At 49.0% G+C, this 13,369-nt stretch carries 12 protein-coding genes; 9 read left to right on the forward strand and 3 right to left on the reverse strand.

Features of this window, described 5'->3' with window-relative positions; genetic code table 11:
* Positions 1-43 precede the first annotated feature (43 nt).
* Positions 44-2,878, reverse strand: coding sequence for an excinuclease ABC subunit UvrA (gene uvrA, locus ASG34_RS12105; RefSeq protein WP_055830842.1), 2,835 nt, complete (start codon positions 2,876-2,878; stop codon positions 44-46).
* A 99-nt stretch (positions 2,879-2,977) separates the two neighbouring features.
* On the opposite strand from uvrA, the gene ASG34_RS12110 reads away from it, so the two are divergent.
* The 8 genes from ASG34_RS12110 (at position 2,978) to ASG34_RS12140 (ending at position 11,248) form a co-directional block, all read left to right on the forward strand.
* Positions 2,978-4,378 carry an MFS transporter gene (locus ASG34_RS12110; RefSeq protein ID WP_055830844.1) on the forward strand — a complete coding sequence of 467 codons (1,401 nt, stop codon included), beginning with the start codon at positions 2,978-2,980 and terminating at the stop codon, positions 4,376-4,378.
* A 5-nt stretch (positions 4,379-4,383) separates the two neighbouring features.
* On the forward strand, positions 4,384-4,899 hold the full coding sequence (ssb, locus tag ASG34_RS12115; RefSeq protein ID WP_055830846.1) for a single-stranded DNA-binding protein: 516 nt from the start codon (positions 4,384-4,386) through the stop codon (positions 4,897-4,899).
* 77 nt (positions 4,900-4,976) lie between these two features.
* Positions 4,977-5,630 carry a hypothetical protein gene (locus ASG34_RS12120; protein ID WP_055830848.1) on the forward strand — a complete coding sequence of 218 codons (654 nt, stop codon included), beginning with the start codon at positions 4,977-4,979 and terminating at the stop codon, positions 5,628-5,630.
* A gap of 308 nt (positions 5,631-5,938) precedes the next feature.
* Positions 5,939-7,207 (forward strand): HlyD family secretion protein, encoded by a 1,269-nt coding sequence (locus ASG34_RS12125; protein ID WP_055830850.1) that lies wholly within the window; start codon positions 5,939-5,941, stop codon positions 7,205-7,207.
* A 20-nt stretch (positions 7,208-7,227) separates the two neighbouring features.
* Complete coding sequence (locus tag ASG34_RS12130) at positions 7,228-9,351, forward strand: peptidase domain-containing ABC transporter (protein ID WP_055830852.1); 2,124 nt, start codon at positions 7,228-7,230, stop codon at positions 9,349-9,351.
* Positions 9,352-9,397: 46 nt separating this feature from the next.
* On the forward strand, positions 9,398-9,553 hold the full coding sequence (locus ASG34_RS14185) for a hypothetical protein (RefSeq protein WP_235559792.1): 156 nt from the start codon (positions 9,398-9,400) through the stop codon (positions 9,551-9,553).
* Positions 9,554-9,565: 12 nt separating this feature from the next.
* Entirely contained in the window at positions 9,566-10,816 is a 1,251-nt protein-coding gene (locus ASG34_RS12135; protein ID WP_235559793.1) for a TolC family protein, read from the forward strand.
* 186 nt (positions 10,817-11,002) lie between these two features.
* Positions 11,003-11,248, forward strand: coding sequence for a hypothetical protein (locus ASG34_RS12140; RefSeq protein ID WP_055830854.1), 246 nt, complete (start codon positions 11,003-11,005; stop codon positions 11,246-11,248).
* A gap of 55 nt (positions 11,249-11,303) precedes the next feature.
* Here ASG34_RS12140 and ASG34_RS12145 read toward each other — a convergent pair whose 3' ends face one another.
* On the reverse strand, positions 11,304-11,591 hold the full coding sequence (locus ASG34_RS12145; RefSeq protein WP_229008305.1) for a hypothetical protein: 288 nt from the start codon (positions 11,589-11,591) through the stop codon (positions 11,304-11,306).
* A 147-nt stretch (positions 11,592-11,738) separates the two neighbouring features.
* On the reverse strand, positions 11,739-12,695 hold the full coding sequence (locus ASG34_RS12150; protein ID WP_055830858.1) for an L-threonylcarbamoyladenylate synthase: 957 nt from the start codon (positions 12,693-12,695) through the stop codon (positions 11,739-11,741).
* Between the two features lie 112 nt (positions 12,696-12,807).
* Here ASG34_RS12150 and ASG34_RS12155 point away from each other — a divergent pair, with 112 nt between their 5' ends.
* The gene (locus ASG34_RS12155) at positions 12,808-13,134 is read left to right on the forward strand and encodes a cupin domain-containing protein (protein ID WP_055830860.1); all 327 of its coding nucleotides are present in this window, start codon (positions 12,808-12,810) and stop codon (positions 13,132-13,134) included.
* The last annotated feature ends 235 nt before the right edge of the window (positions 13,135-13,369 follow it).

Raw genomic sequence — 13,369 nt, forward strand, 5'->3', positions numbered from 1 at the left:
CAGTCAGTGCAAAGCACTGCAGGGGAAAGGTTGCATGTTGACCTTAGCCCTTTACAGCGAGATGTTCCAACAAGGGTGTGAGGTAACGGCCAGTATAACTGGCCGTATTTTTTGCCAGTGTCTCAGGCGTGCCCACGCCAACAACCATACCACCGCCATCGCCCCCTTCCGGGCCCATATCAATCAGCCAGTCTGCTGTTTTAATCACATCCAGGTTGTGTTCAATGATGACTACCGTATTACCGGCATCGCGCAAGCGGTGAATGACGTCCAGCAATAACTGGATATCCGCAAAGTGCAGGCCAGTGGTTGGTTCATCAAGGATATATAAGGTACGGCCGGTGTCACGTTTGCTCAACTCCAGGGCCAGTTTCACCCGTTGGGCTTCGCCGCCAGACAAAGTTGTCGCTGACTGACCCAAAGTGATGTAACCCAGGCCCACGTCCAGCAGGGTTTTGAGTTTCCGCGCAATCACCGGCTGCGCATTGAAAAAGTCATGCGCCTGCTCAACTGTCATTTCCAGTACTTCACGGATATTCTTGCCTTTGAACTGGATTTCCAGCGTTTCACGGTTGTAACGGTGACCTTTACATACATCACAAGGTACATACACATCCGGCAAGAAGTGCATTTCCACGCGTAAAACGCCGTCGCCTTGGCAAGCCTCGCAGCGACCCCCTTTAACGTTGAATGAATAACGTCCCGGGCCATAGCCACGCGCCCGGCTTTCCGGCACGCTGGCAAACAGGTCTCGGATAGGTGTGAATAAGCCGGTATAAGTCGCCGGGTTTGAACGTGGCGTGCGGCCAATCGGGCTTTGATCAACATCGACAACTTTGTCGAAGAATTCCATGCCTTCGATGTCTTGATAAGGTGCCGGCTCGGTAGTGCTGCCATATAAGTGCGCGGCGACTGCACGGTATAACGTATCGTTAATCAAGGTTGATTTGCCGCTACCGGACACGCCTGTCACGCAGGTAAGCAGGCCCACTGGTATTTCGATACTGACATTTTTTAGGTTATTGCCTGTGGTGCCATTCAGTTTAACCATGCGCTCAGGGTCAGGTTGCGTACGTGGCAACTTAAACTGGATTTTCTTTTTGCCGCTGATATATTGCCCGGTCAAAGAATTAGGGTCAGCCTGAATCTCGGCTGCGGTGCCGGAGGAAACAATCCTGCCGCCATGTTCGCCTGCGCCTGGACCGATATCGACAATAAAATCGGCCAGCAGAATGGCGTCCTGGTCATGCTCTACCACAATCACGCTATTGCCCAAATCACGTAAACGTTTCAGGGTTTCCAGCAAGCGGTCATTATCACGTTGGTGCAGGCCAATGGATGGCTCATCGAGCACATACATCACGCCGGTAAGGCCGCTGCCGATTTGTGAAGCCAAGCGAATACGCTGCGCCTCGCCACCAGACAGTGTTTCCGCAGAACGTGAAAGCGACAGATATTCCAGACCGACGTTGGTCAGGAATTTCAGGCGGCTTTCAATTTCTTTGACGATTTTCTCTGCAATCGCCAGCTTCTGGCCATTGAGTTGCAGGGTTTCAAAAAAATTGAGCGCCTGTTTAAGCGGCACTTCGCAAATCTGGTGGATATTTCTATCACCTACTTTGACGTGACGTGCTTCTCTGCGCAAGCGGGTGCCGTGGCATTCCGGGCAAACTGTTGCATTGATATATTTGGCCAGCTCATCACGCACCGCTGTGGAATCGCTTTCGCGATAGCGGCGCTGAAGGTTATTGATAATGCCTTCGAAAGTATGTGATTTGCTGAAGAAAGTACCGCGTTCGTTCAGGTACTTGAAGGTAATCTGTTCACGGCCGGAACCAAACAACAAAGTTTGCTGAATTTCTTCAGGTAAATTTTCAAATGGCGCTTCCAGGTCAAAGTCATAATGCTGACTGAGGCTGGCCAGCATCTGGAAGTAAAACTGGTTACGTTTGTCCCAGCCTTTGATGGCGCCGCTGGCCAGGGATAAATGCGGAAAAGCCACCACACGTTTTGGGTCAAAGAAAGTCACGTTACCCAAGCCATCGCATTTCGGGCAAGCGCCCATCGGATTATTAAAGCTGAATAAACGCGGCTCCAGTTCAGCCAGTGAATAGTCACACACTGGGCAGGAAAACTTGGCTGAAAACAGATGCTCTTTCTCGGTATCGATTTCCAGCGCAATCGCTTTGCCATCAGCCAGTCGCAACGCAGTTTCGAACGATTCTGCAATACGCTGCTTCATGTCTTGCCGCACCTTGAGGCGGTCAACCACCACGTCCACGCTATGCTTGGTGGTTTTGGCTAGCTGCGGCAGCTCATCCATCTCGTAGACTTTGCCGTCAATACGCAGGCGGACAAAGCCTTGCGCTTTCAGCATGTCAAACAAATCCAGCTGTTCACCTTTGCGGTTGGCAACGACAGGTGCCAGGATCATGAGCTTGGTATCTTCTGGCAGCTTGAGCGTGCTGTCCACCATCTGGCTGACAGTTTGAGACTCTAATTTAATATGGTGGTCCGGGCATTCAGGATCACCGGCGCGTGCATACAGCAAGCGCAAGTAGTCATGAATTTCAGTGACCGTGCCTACTGTTGAACGCGGGTTATGTGAAGTGGATTTTTGTTCGATGGAAATCGCAGGAGACAAACCTTCAATCAGGTCAACATCCGGCTTGTCCATCCGTGCCAGAAACTGGCGTGCATAAGCCGACAGGCTTTCTACATAGCGGCGCTGGCCCTCCGCATACAAGGTATCGAAGGCGAGTGAGGATTTTCCTGAGCCGGAGAGGCCGGTGACAACCACAAGTTGGTTGCGTGGAATATCCAGATTGATGTTCTTCAGATTGTGGGTGCGCGCCCCGCGAATTTTGATAAATTCCATGATACTTTCACGAACAGACAGCCAACCTGATAATATACGCAATTATTCTGAATTTAGCCAAAGTTTCTTCTGGCGCCAACGTTCTTATTACTATTGTCCATGCAGTTCTCTGAAAAAATGACCCGGTTGGAAACGCGTGCAACGATTGCTCTCGCTTCCATCTACGGCTTACGCATGCTCGGCATGTTTTTAATCCTGCCAATTTTCGCTATCTATGCCGAAAAGCTCGAAGGCGGCAGTAACCATACCCTGATCGGCCTGGCACTTGGCGCTTACGGATTTATGCAGGTGATTTTCCAGCTACCGTTTGGCATCGCATCTGACCGTCTGGGCCGTAAAAAGCTGATTTATGTTGGCTTGATATTGTTTGCGATTGGCAGTATCTGCGCAGCAACCGCTACCGATATTTATATGGTGATCCTGGGGCGCGCCATTCAGGGCGTCGGGGCAATTTCTGCCGTTATCACTGCACTGGTGGCCGACTCTACCCGTGAAGAACACCGAACCCAGGCCATGGCCATGATAGGTGCTACGATTGGACTGACTTTTGCGGTTTCGTTAGTGCTTGGGCCAGTACTTAACCAGTATATCGGCGTGCCGGGAATGTTCTGGTTGATGGCAGCGTTATCGATTGTCGCGATTGCCGTAGTCAAATTTGGCGTGCCGACACCGGTCAATGCGCATGTACATTCAGATGCACAAGCAGTGCCGGCCAGAATGCGTGAAGTACTTAAAGATAAGCAATTGCTGCGTTTGAATTTTGGTACTTTCTGCCTGCATGGCGCGCAAATGGCGATGTTTATGGTGGTGCCTTTCGCGATCAAGCATAGCACCGGGATGAATGAGAACCTGCACTGGAAAATTTATTTGCCGGTGCTGATTGTTTCTTTCTTGTTGATGGTGCCGGTCATTATCTACGCAGAAAAAAAAGCCAAGCTGAAACCGGTGTTTGTCAGCGCGGTGGCATTGATGATGCTGACCCAGATTGCGTTCATTTTCAGCCTGAATTCTTTGACCGGTATTGTACTTGCCCTATTCAGTTATTTTCTGGCATTCAATATTCTTGAAGCCACCCTGCCTTCGCTAATCTCCAAAATGGCACCGGTGGCTGCCAAAGGCACGGCCATGGGCGTGCATAACACCGCGCAATCATTCGGTATGTTTTTAGGCGCGGCTATGGGTGGTTGCTTATCCAATTATTTTGGCAACAGTGCAGGTGGTGCGGTATTTTTACTCTGCGCAATCGCCATGCTGGTATGGCTGGGATTAGCGCTGGGCATGCAGCCGCCGCCCAGCGTCAAAACAAAAATGTTTAATATTCAAGGATATAACGATAGTCAGGCAGCGAAATTGGCGCAGGATATCCGCGCCATGGAAGGCGTTTTCGAAGCGGTCGCCATTCCCTCAGAGACGATGCTCATGGTAAAGTTAGAGAATCAGCGCAGTAAAGAATTTCAGGCGGCATTGTCGCAAGCAATCATGAACAGAATAGGGAGCTAGTCGTTATGGCATCAGTAAATAAAGTTATTTTGGTGGGCAATCTGGGGCGTGACCCAGAAGTGCGCTTTATGCCGAATGGCGAAGCGGTAGCTAATTTCAGTATTGCGACTACCGAAAACTGGAAAGACAAATCCGGCGTCAAGCAGGAAAAAACGGAATGGCACAACATTGTCATTTACCGCAAACTGGCCGAGATTGCCGGCGAATACCTGAAGAAAGGCCGTCCGGTCTATATTGAAGGACGTTTGCAAACGCGTAAATGGGAAAAAGATGGCGTCACCCGCTACACCACCGAAATTATTGCTGACCAGATGCAAATGCTGGGTTCAGGACGTGAAGGTGGTAGTACCTCATACGATGGTGGTGACATGGACCAAAGCGGCGGATCGGATAATTATAACCAGGCACCGGCCCGTCAGCCTGCTGCGAATAATGCCGGTGGCAATCGCAATGCGTTTAGTCAGCCAGCGAGTAAACCGGCTGGTAACTTTGACGATTTTGATGACGATATCCCATTCTAAAAAACGCATTTCCAAGATAGCATCTAAAGCCCGAAAGTTTTTCGGGCTTTTTATTTGTGGATTATCTTGGAATGAAAATGCGACTGCATTATAAAAAATGGTCAGCTCTACTGTTTATTTTTCCTCTTTTGATAAATGTGGCAGGCGCGCAAACGAATAAAAATTCAAGTTTGTCAGCGATAAAGCACATTAAAACTGCCAAGCTAGAAATGAGTGCGCATACCGAATACTTACGTGCATTGATGCTTGTCTTATATGAGCTAAACCCGGATGAGCTCGCCAAAAGCACACAGGTGGGCGCGCGGGAAATGACAGAATGGGTTTTTGATGGAAAAGCGAACTGGAGATTTGAGGGGGTCCGGCGACTGCAAAAAGCGCAGGCGATTGGATTGGCATTGGATCCCGATTTTGCAGGCGATCACATTCTCGCGTTAATTGTGGGTATTGAGACTTTGTTATTTGATGCCTATGGCGGCACCAATGAGTTTGATATACCAGAACTACAAAATGAGCAGAAACACATGCAGGCATTATGCGAATTGCAAAGAGTATTGCAAAAAACAACTACGCAGACCGATACCTCAAAAGCAATCACCGTTCTCGAAAAGCCAACTTCAAGGCGTGAGATTCAAAATACGCTGCTGGCAATAATCAAGCGCCTCAATGCTAAAAATGTTAAGCAAGCAGACCAGGCCTGTTTGCTAATCAATGATGTTGATTTACAGAATTAAGCGAGCCAAAGCGTGACTATCAAACACTACGGCCACTAGCTAGGACATGAGTTTCTAACAATTGTCCTCAAAGTAAGTGATCAACCCTACTTTCCTGATCAGACCAAATCACACTAGGCTTAGTTAGCCCTGCATCAAAATTTTACTCTGCGAAGTTGCAATTTTAACAATTGTTCATTTTATATCCCTTGTTTAACCCTTGCTGGCAAGCCTTGGTTGACATTGAATTCAAGGCAATTTTATAATCCGCCGTCTTGTTAACAAAAATTAGTAAGTTTAATTAATTGTAATCAATCAAATGGATTATCATGGCAAATCAGCCACTTTTTCGACAAGCCGCACTCGCAGCACAAAAGAACCACTGGCTAGGTACCATTCTGATTATCCGGCCTTTGAGCTACGGCTTGCTCACGCTGATCGCAATTCTGTTTGCCGCAATGGTAGTGGCATTCATGGTTTGGGGGACTTATACCAAACGTAGCGCGGTGGTTGGCCAATTGATGCCGGAAACCGGTCTGGTCAAAGTGTATGCGCCGCAATTTGGCATTGTGGTCGAAAAGCGGGTGCGAGAAGGACAAGCAGTCAAACGGGACGACGTTTTATTCGTTATTTCCAGTGAACGTTACTCTGACGACCAAAGCTCTATCCAAGCTTCTATCAGCATCCAGCACAAGCAGCAACGGCAATCATTAACAGACGAAATCGTTAAAACCCGCTTACAGCAACGTGATGAACAGCAAGCTTTGCAATCGCGCCTGGATGGAATCAAAGATGAGCTGGAACGGCTGGAAGTGCAATACAGTGCCCAGCAAACCCGGGTTCAACTAAGCGATGAAGCGCATAAACGTTATCAGGGCTTGTTGGAGAAAAATTATATTTCCCGTGAGCAAACCCAGCAAAAGCAGGAAGACTGGATAGATCAATCCACCCGGCTTGAATCCATGACGCGCGAGCAGATGCGTATGCGGCGTGAGCTGGTGGCCAGGCGGGACGAGTTATCTAGTTTGCGAGCCAAGCACCAAAACCAGATTGCCCAGCTGGAACGCAGCGTTTCCAGTGTCAACCAGCAGCTCACCGAGAGCGAAGCCAAGCGCAGACTGGTGATCCGTGCGCCGGAATCGGGTACTGCGACCGCGGTGGTAGCCAATCTGGGTACAGCAGTCGAAGGCAGTCGCCCTCTGGTGAGCATTGTTCCTGCCGGTGCCACGCTAGAGGCTTATCTGTTTGCGCCTAGCCGGGCGGTAGGCTTTGTGCGTGAAGGCGTGCCAGTGCGATTACGCTACCAGGCATACCCCTATCAAAAGTTTGGCCAAGCAAGTGGCCGGGTTGAGTCTGTCTCCAGGACGGCATTACCGGCAGGCGAGATTTTTACCCTCGGTAACCCTTCTGTTAACAACCAGAATAGCGAGCCTTACTATCGCATCACGGTGGCACTAGACCGGCAATTCATCACGGCCTATGGGCGCCAGCAACCGCTGCAGGCCGGTATGTTGCTGGATGCCGACATCATGCTTGAGCGCCGGCGTTTGTATGAATGGGTGCTGGAGCCTTTGTTCAGCCTGACTGGCAAATTCTGATATGCATAAGAGAGTAGGCCATGTCTTTTCTTGATCAATTGTCCTTCGGCTTAGGGCGCAAACTTCCCGTCATTCTGCAAACCGAAGCCAGCGAATGCGGCCTGGCCTGCCTGGCCATGGTGGCGAATTATCATGGCTTTCGTACCGATCTGGCGACCTTACGGCGCTTGTTCCTGATCTCGATTAAAGGCACTACGCTGAATTACCTGATGGCAATGGCGCAAGCGGTTGGTTTTACCACCCGTCCCGTGAAGCTTGAGCTCGATGACCTCAGGGATTTACGCCAGCCATGTATCCTGCACTGGAACTTCAATCATTTCGTGGTTTTGAAGGAGGTCGCGGCCAGGCATATTGTGATACATGACCCGGGGATGGGCTTGCGTAAACTTTCATTTGATGAGGTTTCTGCCAGCTTTACCGGCGTGGCACTCGAGCTGTGGCCAAACCCCGGATTCAAACGGGTGACTTTTAAACAAAGCATCAAACTGCGCGACATGATGGGTCATGTCACCGGTTTATACCGCTCACTAGGTCAGATCCTTTTGCTGGCGCTTGCGCTGGAAGTGTTTGCGCTGGTGTCACCTTTATATATGCAATGGGTAGTGGATCACGCGATTGTGGCTGCCGATTACGATTTGTTGACTACGCTGGCGATTGGTTTTGGCATATTAATGTTGATGCAACAAGCCATTACCACGGTACGGGCCTGGGTCATCATGCATATGGCGACTAACCTCAACGTGCAATGGCGGGCCAATATTTTTGCCCATCTGATTCGCCTGCCGGTCGATTTTTTTGAAAAGCGTCATCTTGGTGATGTGGTTTCAAGGTTTGGCGCGATTGACCAGATACAACGCACCCTGACCAGTACTTTTGTTGAAGCATTGCTGGATGGTCTGCTGACCATAGTTACGCTGGTGATGATGTTTTTGTATAGTCCCCAGATGGCATGGATTGCAATTGGTGCAATGGTGCTATATGCATTAGGCCGCTGGCTATGGTTCAGGCCCTTGCGGAATGCGACTGAAGAGCAAATCGTGCATGCGGCCAAACAGCAGACCCATTTTATTGAAACGGTGCGCGGTGTGCGGGCGATCAAGCTGTTCCAGCGTCTGGATGAACGCAGAACAGGCTGGCTGAGTTTATTTGTAGAGCAAGTGAATGCTGACTTGCGCACGCAGAAGCTGCATGTATTGTATCGGCTGATCAACGGCCTGCTATTCGGCGTTGAGCGGGTGTTGATCATCTGGCTAGGTGCCAGGCTGGTGATTGCCGGTGATTTTACTGTAGGTGCCTTGCTGGCTTTTATTGCTTATAAAGACCAGTTTGTCTCACGCGTCAGTGCCCTGATTGATCGTCTGGTTGAAATGCGCATGCTGCACTTGCAAGGCGAGCGGCTGGCAGATATTGCTTTGGCCGAACAGGAGCCTGTCTCAGTAGATGTCCTTAATAAACTGGAGCTGGCAAGGTTGCCAGCTAATATCCAGATCAAAGGATTGCGCTACCGGTATGCGGACGCCGAGCCTTGGGTGCTGGACGGGGTAGACCTGCAGGTTAATGAAGGGGAGTCAGTAGCAATCGTCGGTCCTTCAGGTTGTGGTAAATCCACGTTGTTAAATATCCTGCTCGGTATCCGTAACTCCAACGAAGGCGAAGTGCTGATAGGCGGGCAGCCAATATCCAGATTAGGCCTGGAGCAACTGCGTAGCATGATAGGTGCAGTCATGCAGGATGATGCACTATTTGCAGGTTCGATCGCCGACAATATCTGTTTCTTTGACCAGCAAGCTGACTTCGACTGGATTGAAGAATGTGCACGTAAAGCCGCCGTTTATGAGGAAATCATGGCCATGCCCATGGGCTTTAATACCCTCATCGGCGATATGGGAGCCGCTATTTCTGGTGGTCAGAAGCAAAGGATTTTGCTGGCACGAGCGCTATATAAACGACCGCGCCTGCTGTTCCTCGATGAGGCCACCAGTCATCTTGACGTCACGCGTGAGGCCATGGTCAATCAGGAAATCCAGGCATTGAACATGACCCGTGTCATCATCGCGCACAGGCCTGAAACTATTGCTTCCGCTGATCGTGTGATCACGCTGGAAGCAGGCAAAGTGCAAACGGCCGCTGCGATTGCCCATTGACTGGTGCCAAGCAATGAAAAACATTCTATGGCTTGGATTCTGTTTAATGGGGCTTTTAACTCAGCCTGCTTGGGCTCTCAAGCTGACTGATTTTCTGGAATTTCAGCAGCATATGCAGGGCAGTCCCGCAAAAAATATGCTGGTTACCCAGCCGGATACTACCAGTACCATTTGTGCGGACAGCCTGCCCGAACAACCATAGGCGCTGATTGATGTGGTTGAACAAGCGCTGTGCAACAACCCGCGGACCTCTGAAGTATGGGCTACCGCGCGAGCTCAGGCAGCCCAGGTAGGTGTGCAGCGGGCCAATTATTTACCCAAGGTTACTCTCGTTTCCGGCATTTCCAAAATCCATAACGAAGTGACCAATTCGCGTTTTTCATTTCTCGATCAGGATAACCGTATCTTGAACCGCGCCCATAGTTTACGTCTGACATGGCTGGTTGCTGATTTCGGGCAGAGGTCTGCCAAAATGAACCAGGCAGAAGCCTTGCTGGATGCCGCAAATGCCCTGCATGACGCTGCCTTGCAAGAAGTCTTCATCAATGCTGCCCAGGCTTATTTTGATCATTTATCTACGCTAGCCATGCTCGGGTCTTATCAAGAGTCTGAAAAAGTCGCCAGGGAAAGCCTGGCCGCGGCTGCCGCGAAATTTAAGGCTGGTGTTGGCTTGTTGACTGACCAGTTACAGGCCCAAACCGCATATTCGCAAGCTAGGCTGGATAGAACTAAAGCTGAGGGGCAGGTTAATAATGCGCATGGCGCATTGGCTTTGGCAATGGGCGTAGTCGCCAATACCCGTTTTAACGTGATAAATCGGAGTGATCAACTAGAAAAAACTGATTTTGTGACGACGGCCGACGAGATGATTCAAGAGGCAATTGAGTTTCATCCTTCTATCATCGCCGCCAAGGCCAAGTTGCGTGCGGCAAAAGAAAATATTAATGCAGTGAGTGCCGAAGGTTTACCCACCTTGAGTTTCAACGCAGAAATCAGCCGGACTGATCAGTTAGGGCAGGCACAATTGGCCGGTGTTCCTGCTTCTGATGTGTATACGAACAACTCCACGGTGGGCTTACAGGTCAATGTGCCTTTGTTTGAAGGTTTTGCTCGCAAGCATCAGGTCGAATCGGCCGATGCCGAATCGCAAGTTCGCGCGAGCGAGTTAAAGCGCGTTATCCAGCAAGTGACGCTGGAAGTCTGGAAAAGTTACCATGCGCTGGTTTCCGAACGCGAAAATTTACGTGCTTCGGAAGAGTTGGTCACTAATTCCCGAGAGGCATTTGCCGTAGCACAAGGCAGATATAACGCTGGCGTCGGCAATATCATCGAGTTGTTGAATGCGCAGAATGCCTGGGCAAACGCTAAGCAGCAAAATATTAAATCACTCTCAAGCTGGCGCACTGTCAGGCTTAAACTGGCAGCGAGTATGGGGCGTGTAGGGTTATGGGCAATCACTAATTAAGTTACAATAAATAGTATTATTTAACATGTATAAAGAAAATTGTTTACAAGTTAAATAAAATTATTTACATTCCTGTTTGGTTTCCTGTTTTGATGCTTTTAGGAAGACCAAATTACTTAGTTAAAAGTAATGCTTCACTCGTCTATTAAGACCGAGTATCTAAAATTTAATAATGTGGAGAAAGTTATGGCAATTCAAGAATTAAACAAAGCTGAGATCGAAGTCGTTTCTGGTGGCGCAGCATTGAACCTGAATGCTCTGGTGAGCGGTTTGCCACTGGTTGGTGGGTTACTGGGTGGCGTATTGGGTCTAGTAGGTGGTTTGTTGAACAGTGTTTCAGGTTTGTTGACTGGTTTGCCGGTAGTTGGTCCTGTGTTGGGCAACGTATTGGGCGCTGTGTTTGGCGTAGTGGGTGGTATCGTTACTTTGTAATTGAGCCCAGTTCAATTCAAGTAAAAAACCCCGCTCCGGCGGGGTTTTTTTGAGATTAGCTATCTTGCTGAGGTTTGCAGTTTTTTAAATGCAAATGGTCACTATCATCCAGCGTCGTCTGGTCACCATTTAAACGTAAATCCATCGTGCCATAATGATAAAGTTGTTTGTCCTTGGCATCCCGCACCAGACCCACTTCATGATCCGGCAGCATTACCCAGGCATCTTCTCCATCTTTTGATAACTTCAGGCCAAAAGATTGAAAGTTTTCACATTGATAATGGATGGCATCTTTGCCATAGCGTGGCGTTTCTCTGGTGCCTTTCTCAAATACACGCGGCATTTCAAAACTTTTGCAGCCAAACAAAAAAGCTGAAACCATAGCCAGTAATAAAAATTGATAAGCGTTCTTCATTGTGTGTAAGGTGGTTTAAAGGTCATTAAAGGTTAGAGTGCCTAGCATTGTGCCAGTCATGGTTGGCAGACTCAATCACTTTTGAGTTGGCGGCTGGTAGGCTGCGCGGTGCAGTCTGTCTCTCAGCGCAGCCCAGGCAGGCGTGTCCGGTGGCGATTCAATGAGTATCACTGGCGCATGCAGTGCATCTAATGTATGCAAGGCAGCATAGAGTTGTTCGGCAGCAGACACAGGATTTAGTGCCAGGGCGAGCGTGTTTTTAGTGATGTCTGTTGGATTTTCGTTGCCAAGTATTAAAGCGGCTGCTGCAGGTACGGTTGCAGCATACTCATCAAGTGCATGGCGTGAATCAAATAGAATACACGGAGTGCGCGGCGAGTAATGCAATAAATGCTGTCCTGGTACTTTCGGTTTCTCGTCAGATGTGTGGCGAGCAGGTTTTCCAGCAACCAGTGTAATTACACTTTCTGAAATCATGCCTGGTCGCAATAATTCCCAGTCATCACCGTTGACACTCACAATGGTGGATTCGATACCTACCTGGCACGGGCCTCCATCTAAAACCGGAATATCATCCCCCAGGCTGAATTCAACATGTGCTGCTGTTGTCGGGCTTAGTTGGGTATATTTGTTAGCTGAAGGCGCTGCCAGCCCTAGCCCACTCTCTCTTAACAGCTGCAGGCAAATAACGTGGGATGGCACGCGTAAAGCTACCGTAGGCTCACCTGCCCGCACTGTTACCGGGACGTCGATTCGCGCTGGTAATACCAAGGTAAAGGGTCCTGGCCAGAATGCAGTTGCCAGTTTTTGCGCCAATGGCGGGAAGTCGCTCGCCCATTCGGTGATTTGATCTATTCCTGCAATGTGCACAATAAGCGGATTATTGGCAGGGCGCTCTTTAGTCGCATAGATTTTGGCAATCGCCTGGTCATTGCGCGCGTCAGCTGCCAGTCCATAGACTGTTTCTGTTGGGATAGCGACTACCTCACCCGCTTTTAACAGTTTGATCGCCTTGTCCAAAGATATACGCATCACGTACCCGAATCACAAAAAAGCTATTTTACTACTTAACAACTTTACTGCTTAATATCTGCTTCCTATAAAATGCTCGTTTTACCTAACTATCCCAATGGATGGAATGCTCATGCAAATTCAAGTTCAACATAATCCTGCCGAAACACAATTAAATAGCCTGGGCGTTTCCAAGTGGCCCACCTGGCAAAAAGAAGTATCTGTTTTTGACTGGACCTTCCATGAAGAAGAAAAAGCCTACATTCTGGCTGGTGAATGCGTTGTAACGCCTATAGGCGGTGCGCCGGTTTCTTTCGGCAAAGGGGACTTTGTCATTTTCCCTGCCGGGCTTAAAGTGAAATGGGAAGTTAAGCAGCCATTGCATAAACATTACCAGCTGGATGGCAATGTGTTGACGCAATCATGGAAGCGACTTAAAGCAGCTTTAAAATTAACCTGATATTGAGCCGGTTAAAACGCTAATTTTGGCAATTTGTAACAAAATTGTAAAAATGAAAAATAAGGGTTGACCGCAAAGCTCAGCCCTATATAATGCGCACCTCGTTAACGCAAAGCGTTGATGTTGAAGGCCCTGGTGGCCCTGTTCTTTAAAAATTAGGATGACTGATAAGTGTGGGTGTTTGTAGTTGGGTGAAGCGCATTTAATGCGTAGAAGCCTCAGAAAATACAAATGC

Origin of the sequence: Methylophilus sp. Leaf416 (assembly GCF_001424665.1) — a bacterium.
GTDB lineage: Bacteria > Pseudomonadota > Gammaproteobacteria > Burkholderiales > Methylophilaceae > Methylophilus.

Excerpts from the sequence above, each read along its gene's own strand:
- ASG34_RS12150 (WP_055830858.1), bottom strand. The coding sequence starts at position 12,695 with ATGCGTATATCTTTGGACAAGGCGATCAAACTGTTAAAAGCGGGTGAG.
- ASG34_RS12140 (WP_055830854.1), top strand. The coding sequence starts at position 11,003 with ATGGCAATTCAAGAATTAAACAAAGCTGAGATCGAAGTCGTTTCTGGT.
- ASG34_RS12130 (WP_055830852.1), top strand. The coding sequence starts at position 7,228 with ATGTCTTTTCTTGATCAATTGTCCTTCGGCTTAGGGCGCAAACTTCCC.
- ASG34_RS12120 (WP_055830848.1), top strand. The coding sequence starts at position 4,977 with ATGCGACTGCATTATAAAAAATGGTCAGCTCTACTGTTTATTTTTCCT.
- ASG34_RS12125 (WP_055830850.1), top strand. The coding sequence starts at position 5,939 with ATGGCAAATCAGCCACTTTTTCGACAAGCCGCACTCGCAGCACAAAAG.
- ssb (WP_055830846.1), top strand. The coding sequence starts at position 4,384 with ATGGCATCAGTAAATAAAGTTATTTTGGTGGGCAATCTGGGGCGTGAC.
- ASG34_RS12110 (WP_055830844.1), top strand. The coding sequence starts at position 2,978 with ATGCAGTTCTCTGAAAAAATGACCCGGTTGGAAACGCGTGCAACGATT.
- uvrA (WP_055830842.1), bottom strand. The coding sequence starts at position 2,878 with ATGGAATTTATCAAAATTCGCGGGGCGCGCACCCACAATCTGAAGAAC.
- ASG34_RS14185 (WP_235559792.1), top strand. The coding sequence starts at position 9,398 with ATGGGGCTTTTAACTCAGCCTGCTTGGGCTCTCAAGCTGACTGATTTT.
- ASG34_RS12145 (WP_229008305.1), bottom strand. The coding sequence starts at position 11,591 with ATGCCGCGTGTATTTGAGAAAGGCACCAGAGAAACGCCACGCTATGGC.
- ASG34_RS12155 (WP_055830860.1), top strand. The coding sequence starts at position 12,808 with ATGCAAATTCAAGTTCAACATAATCCTGCCGAAACACAATTAAATAGC.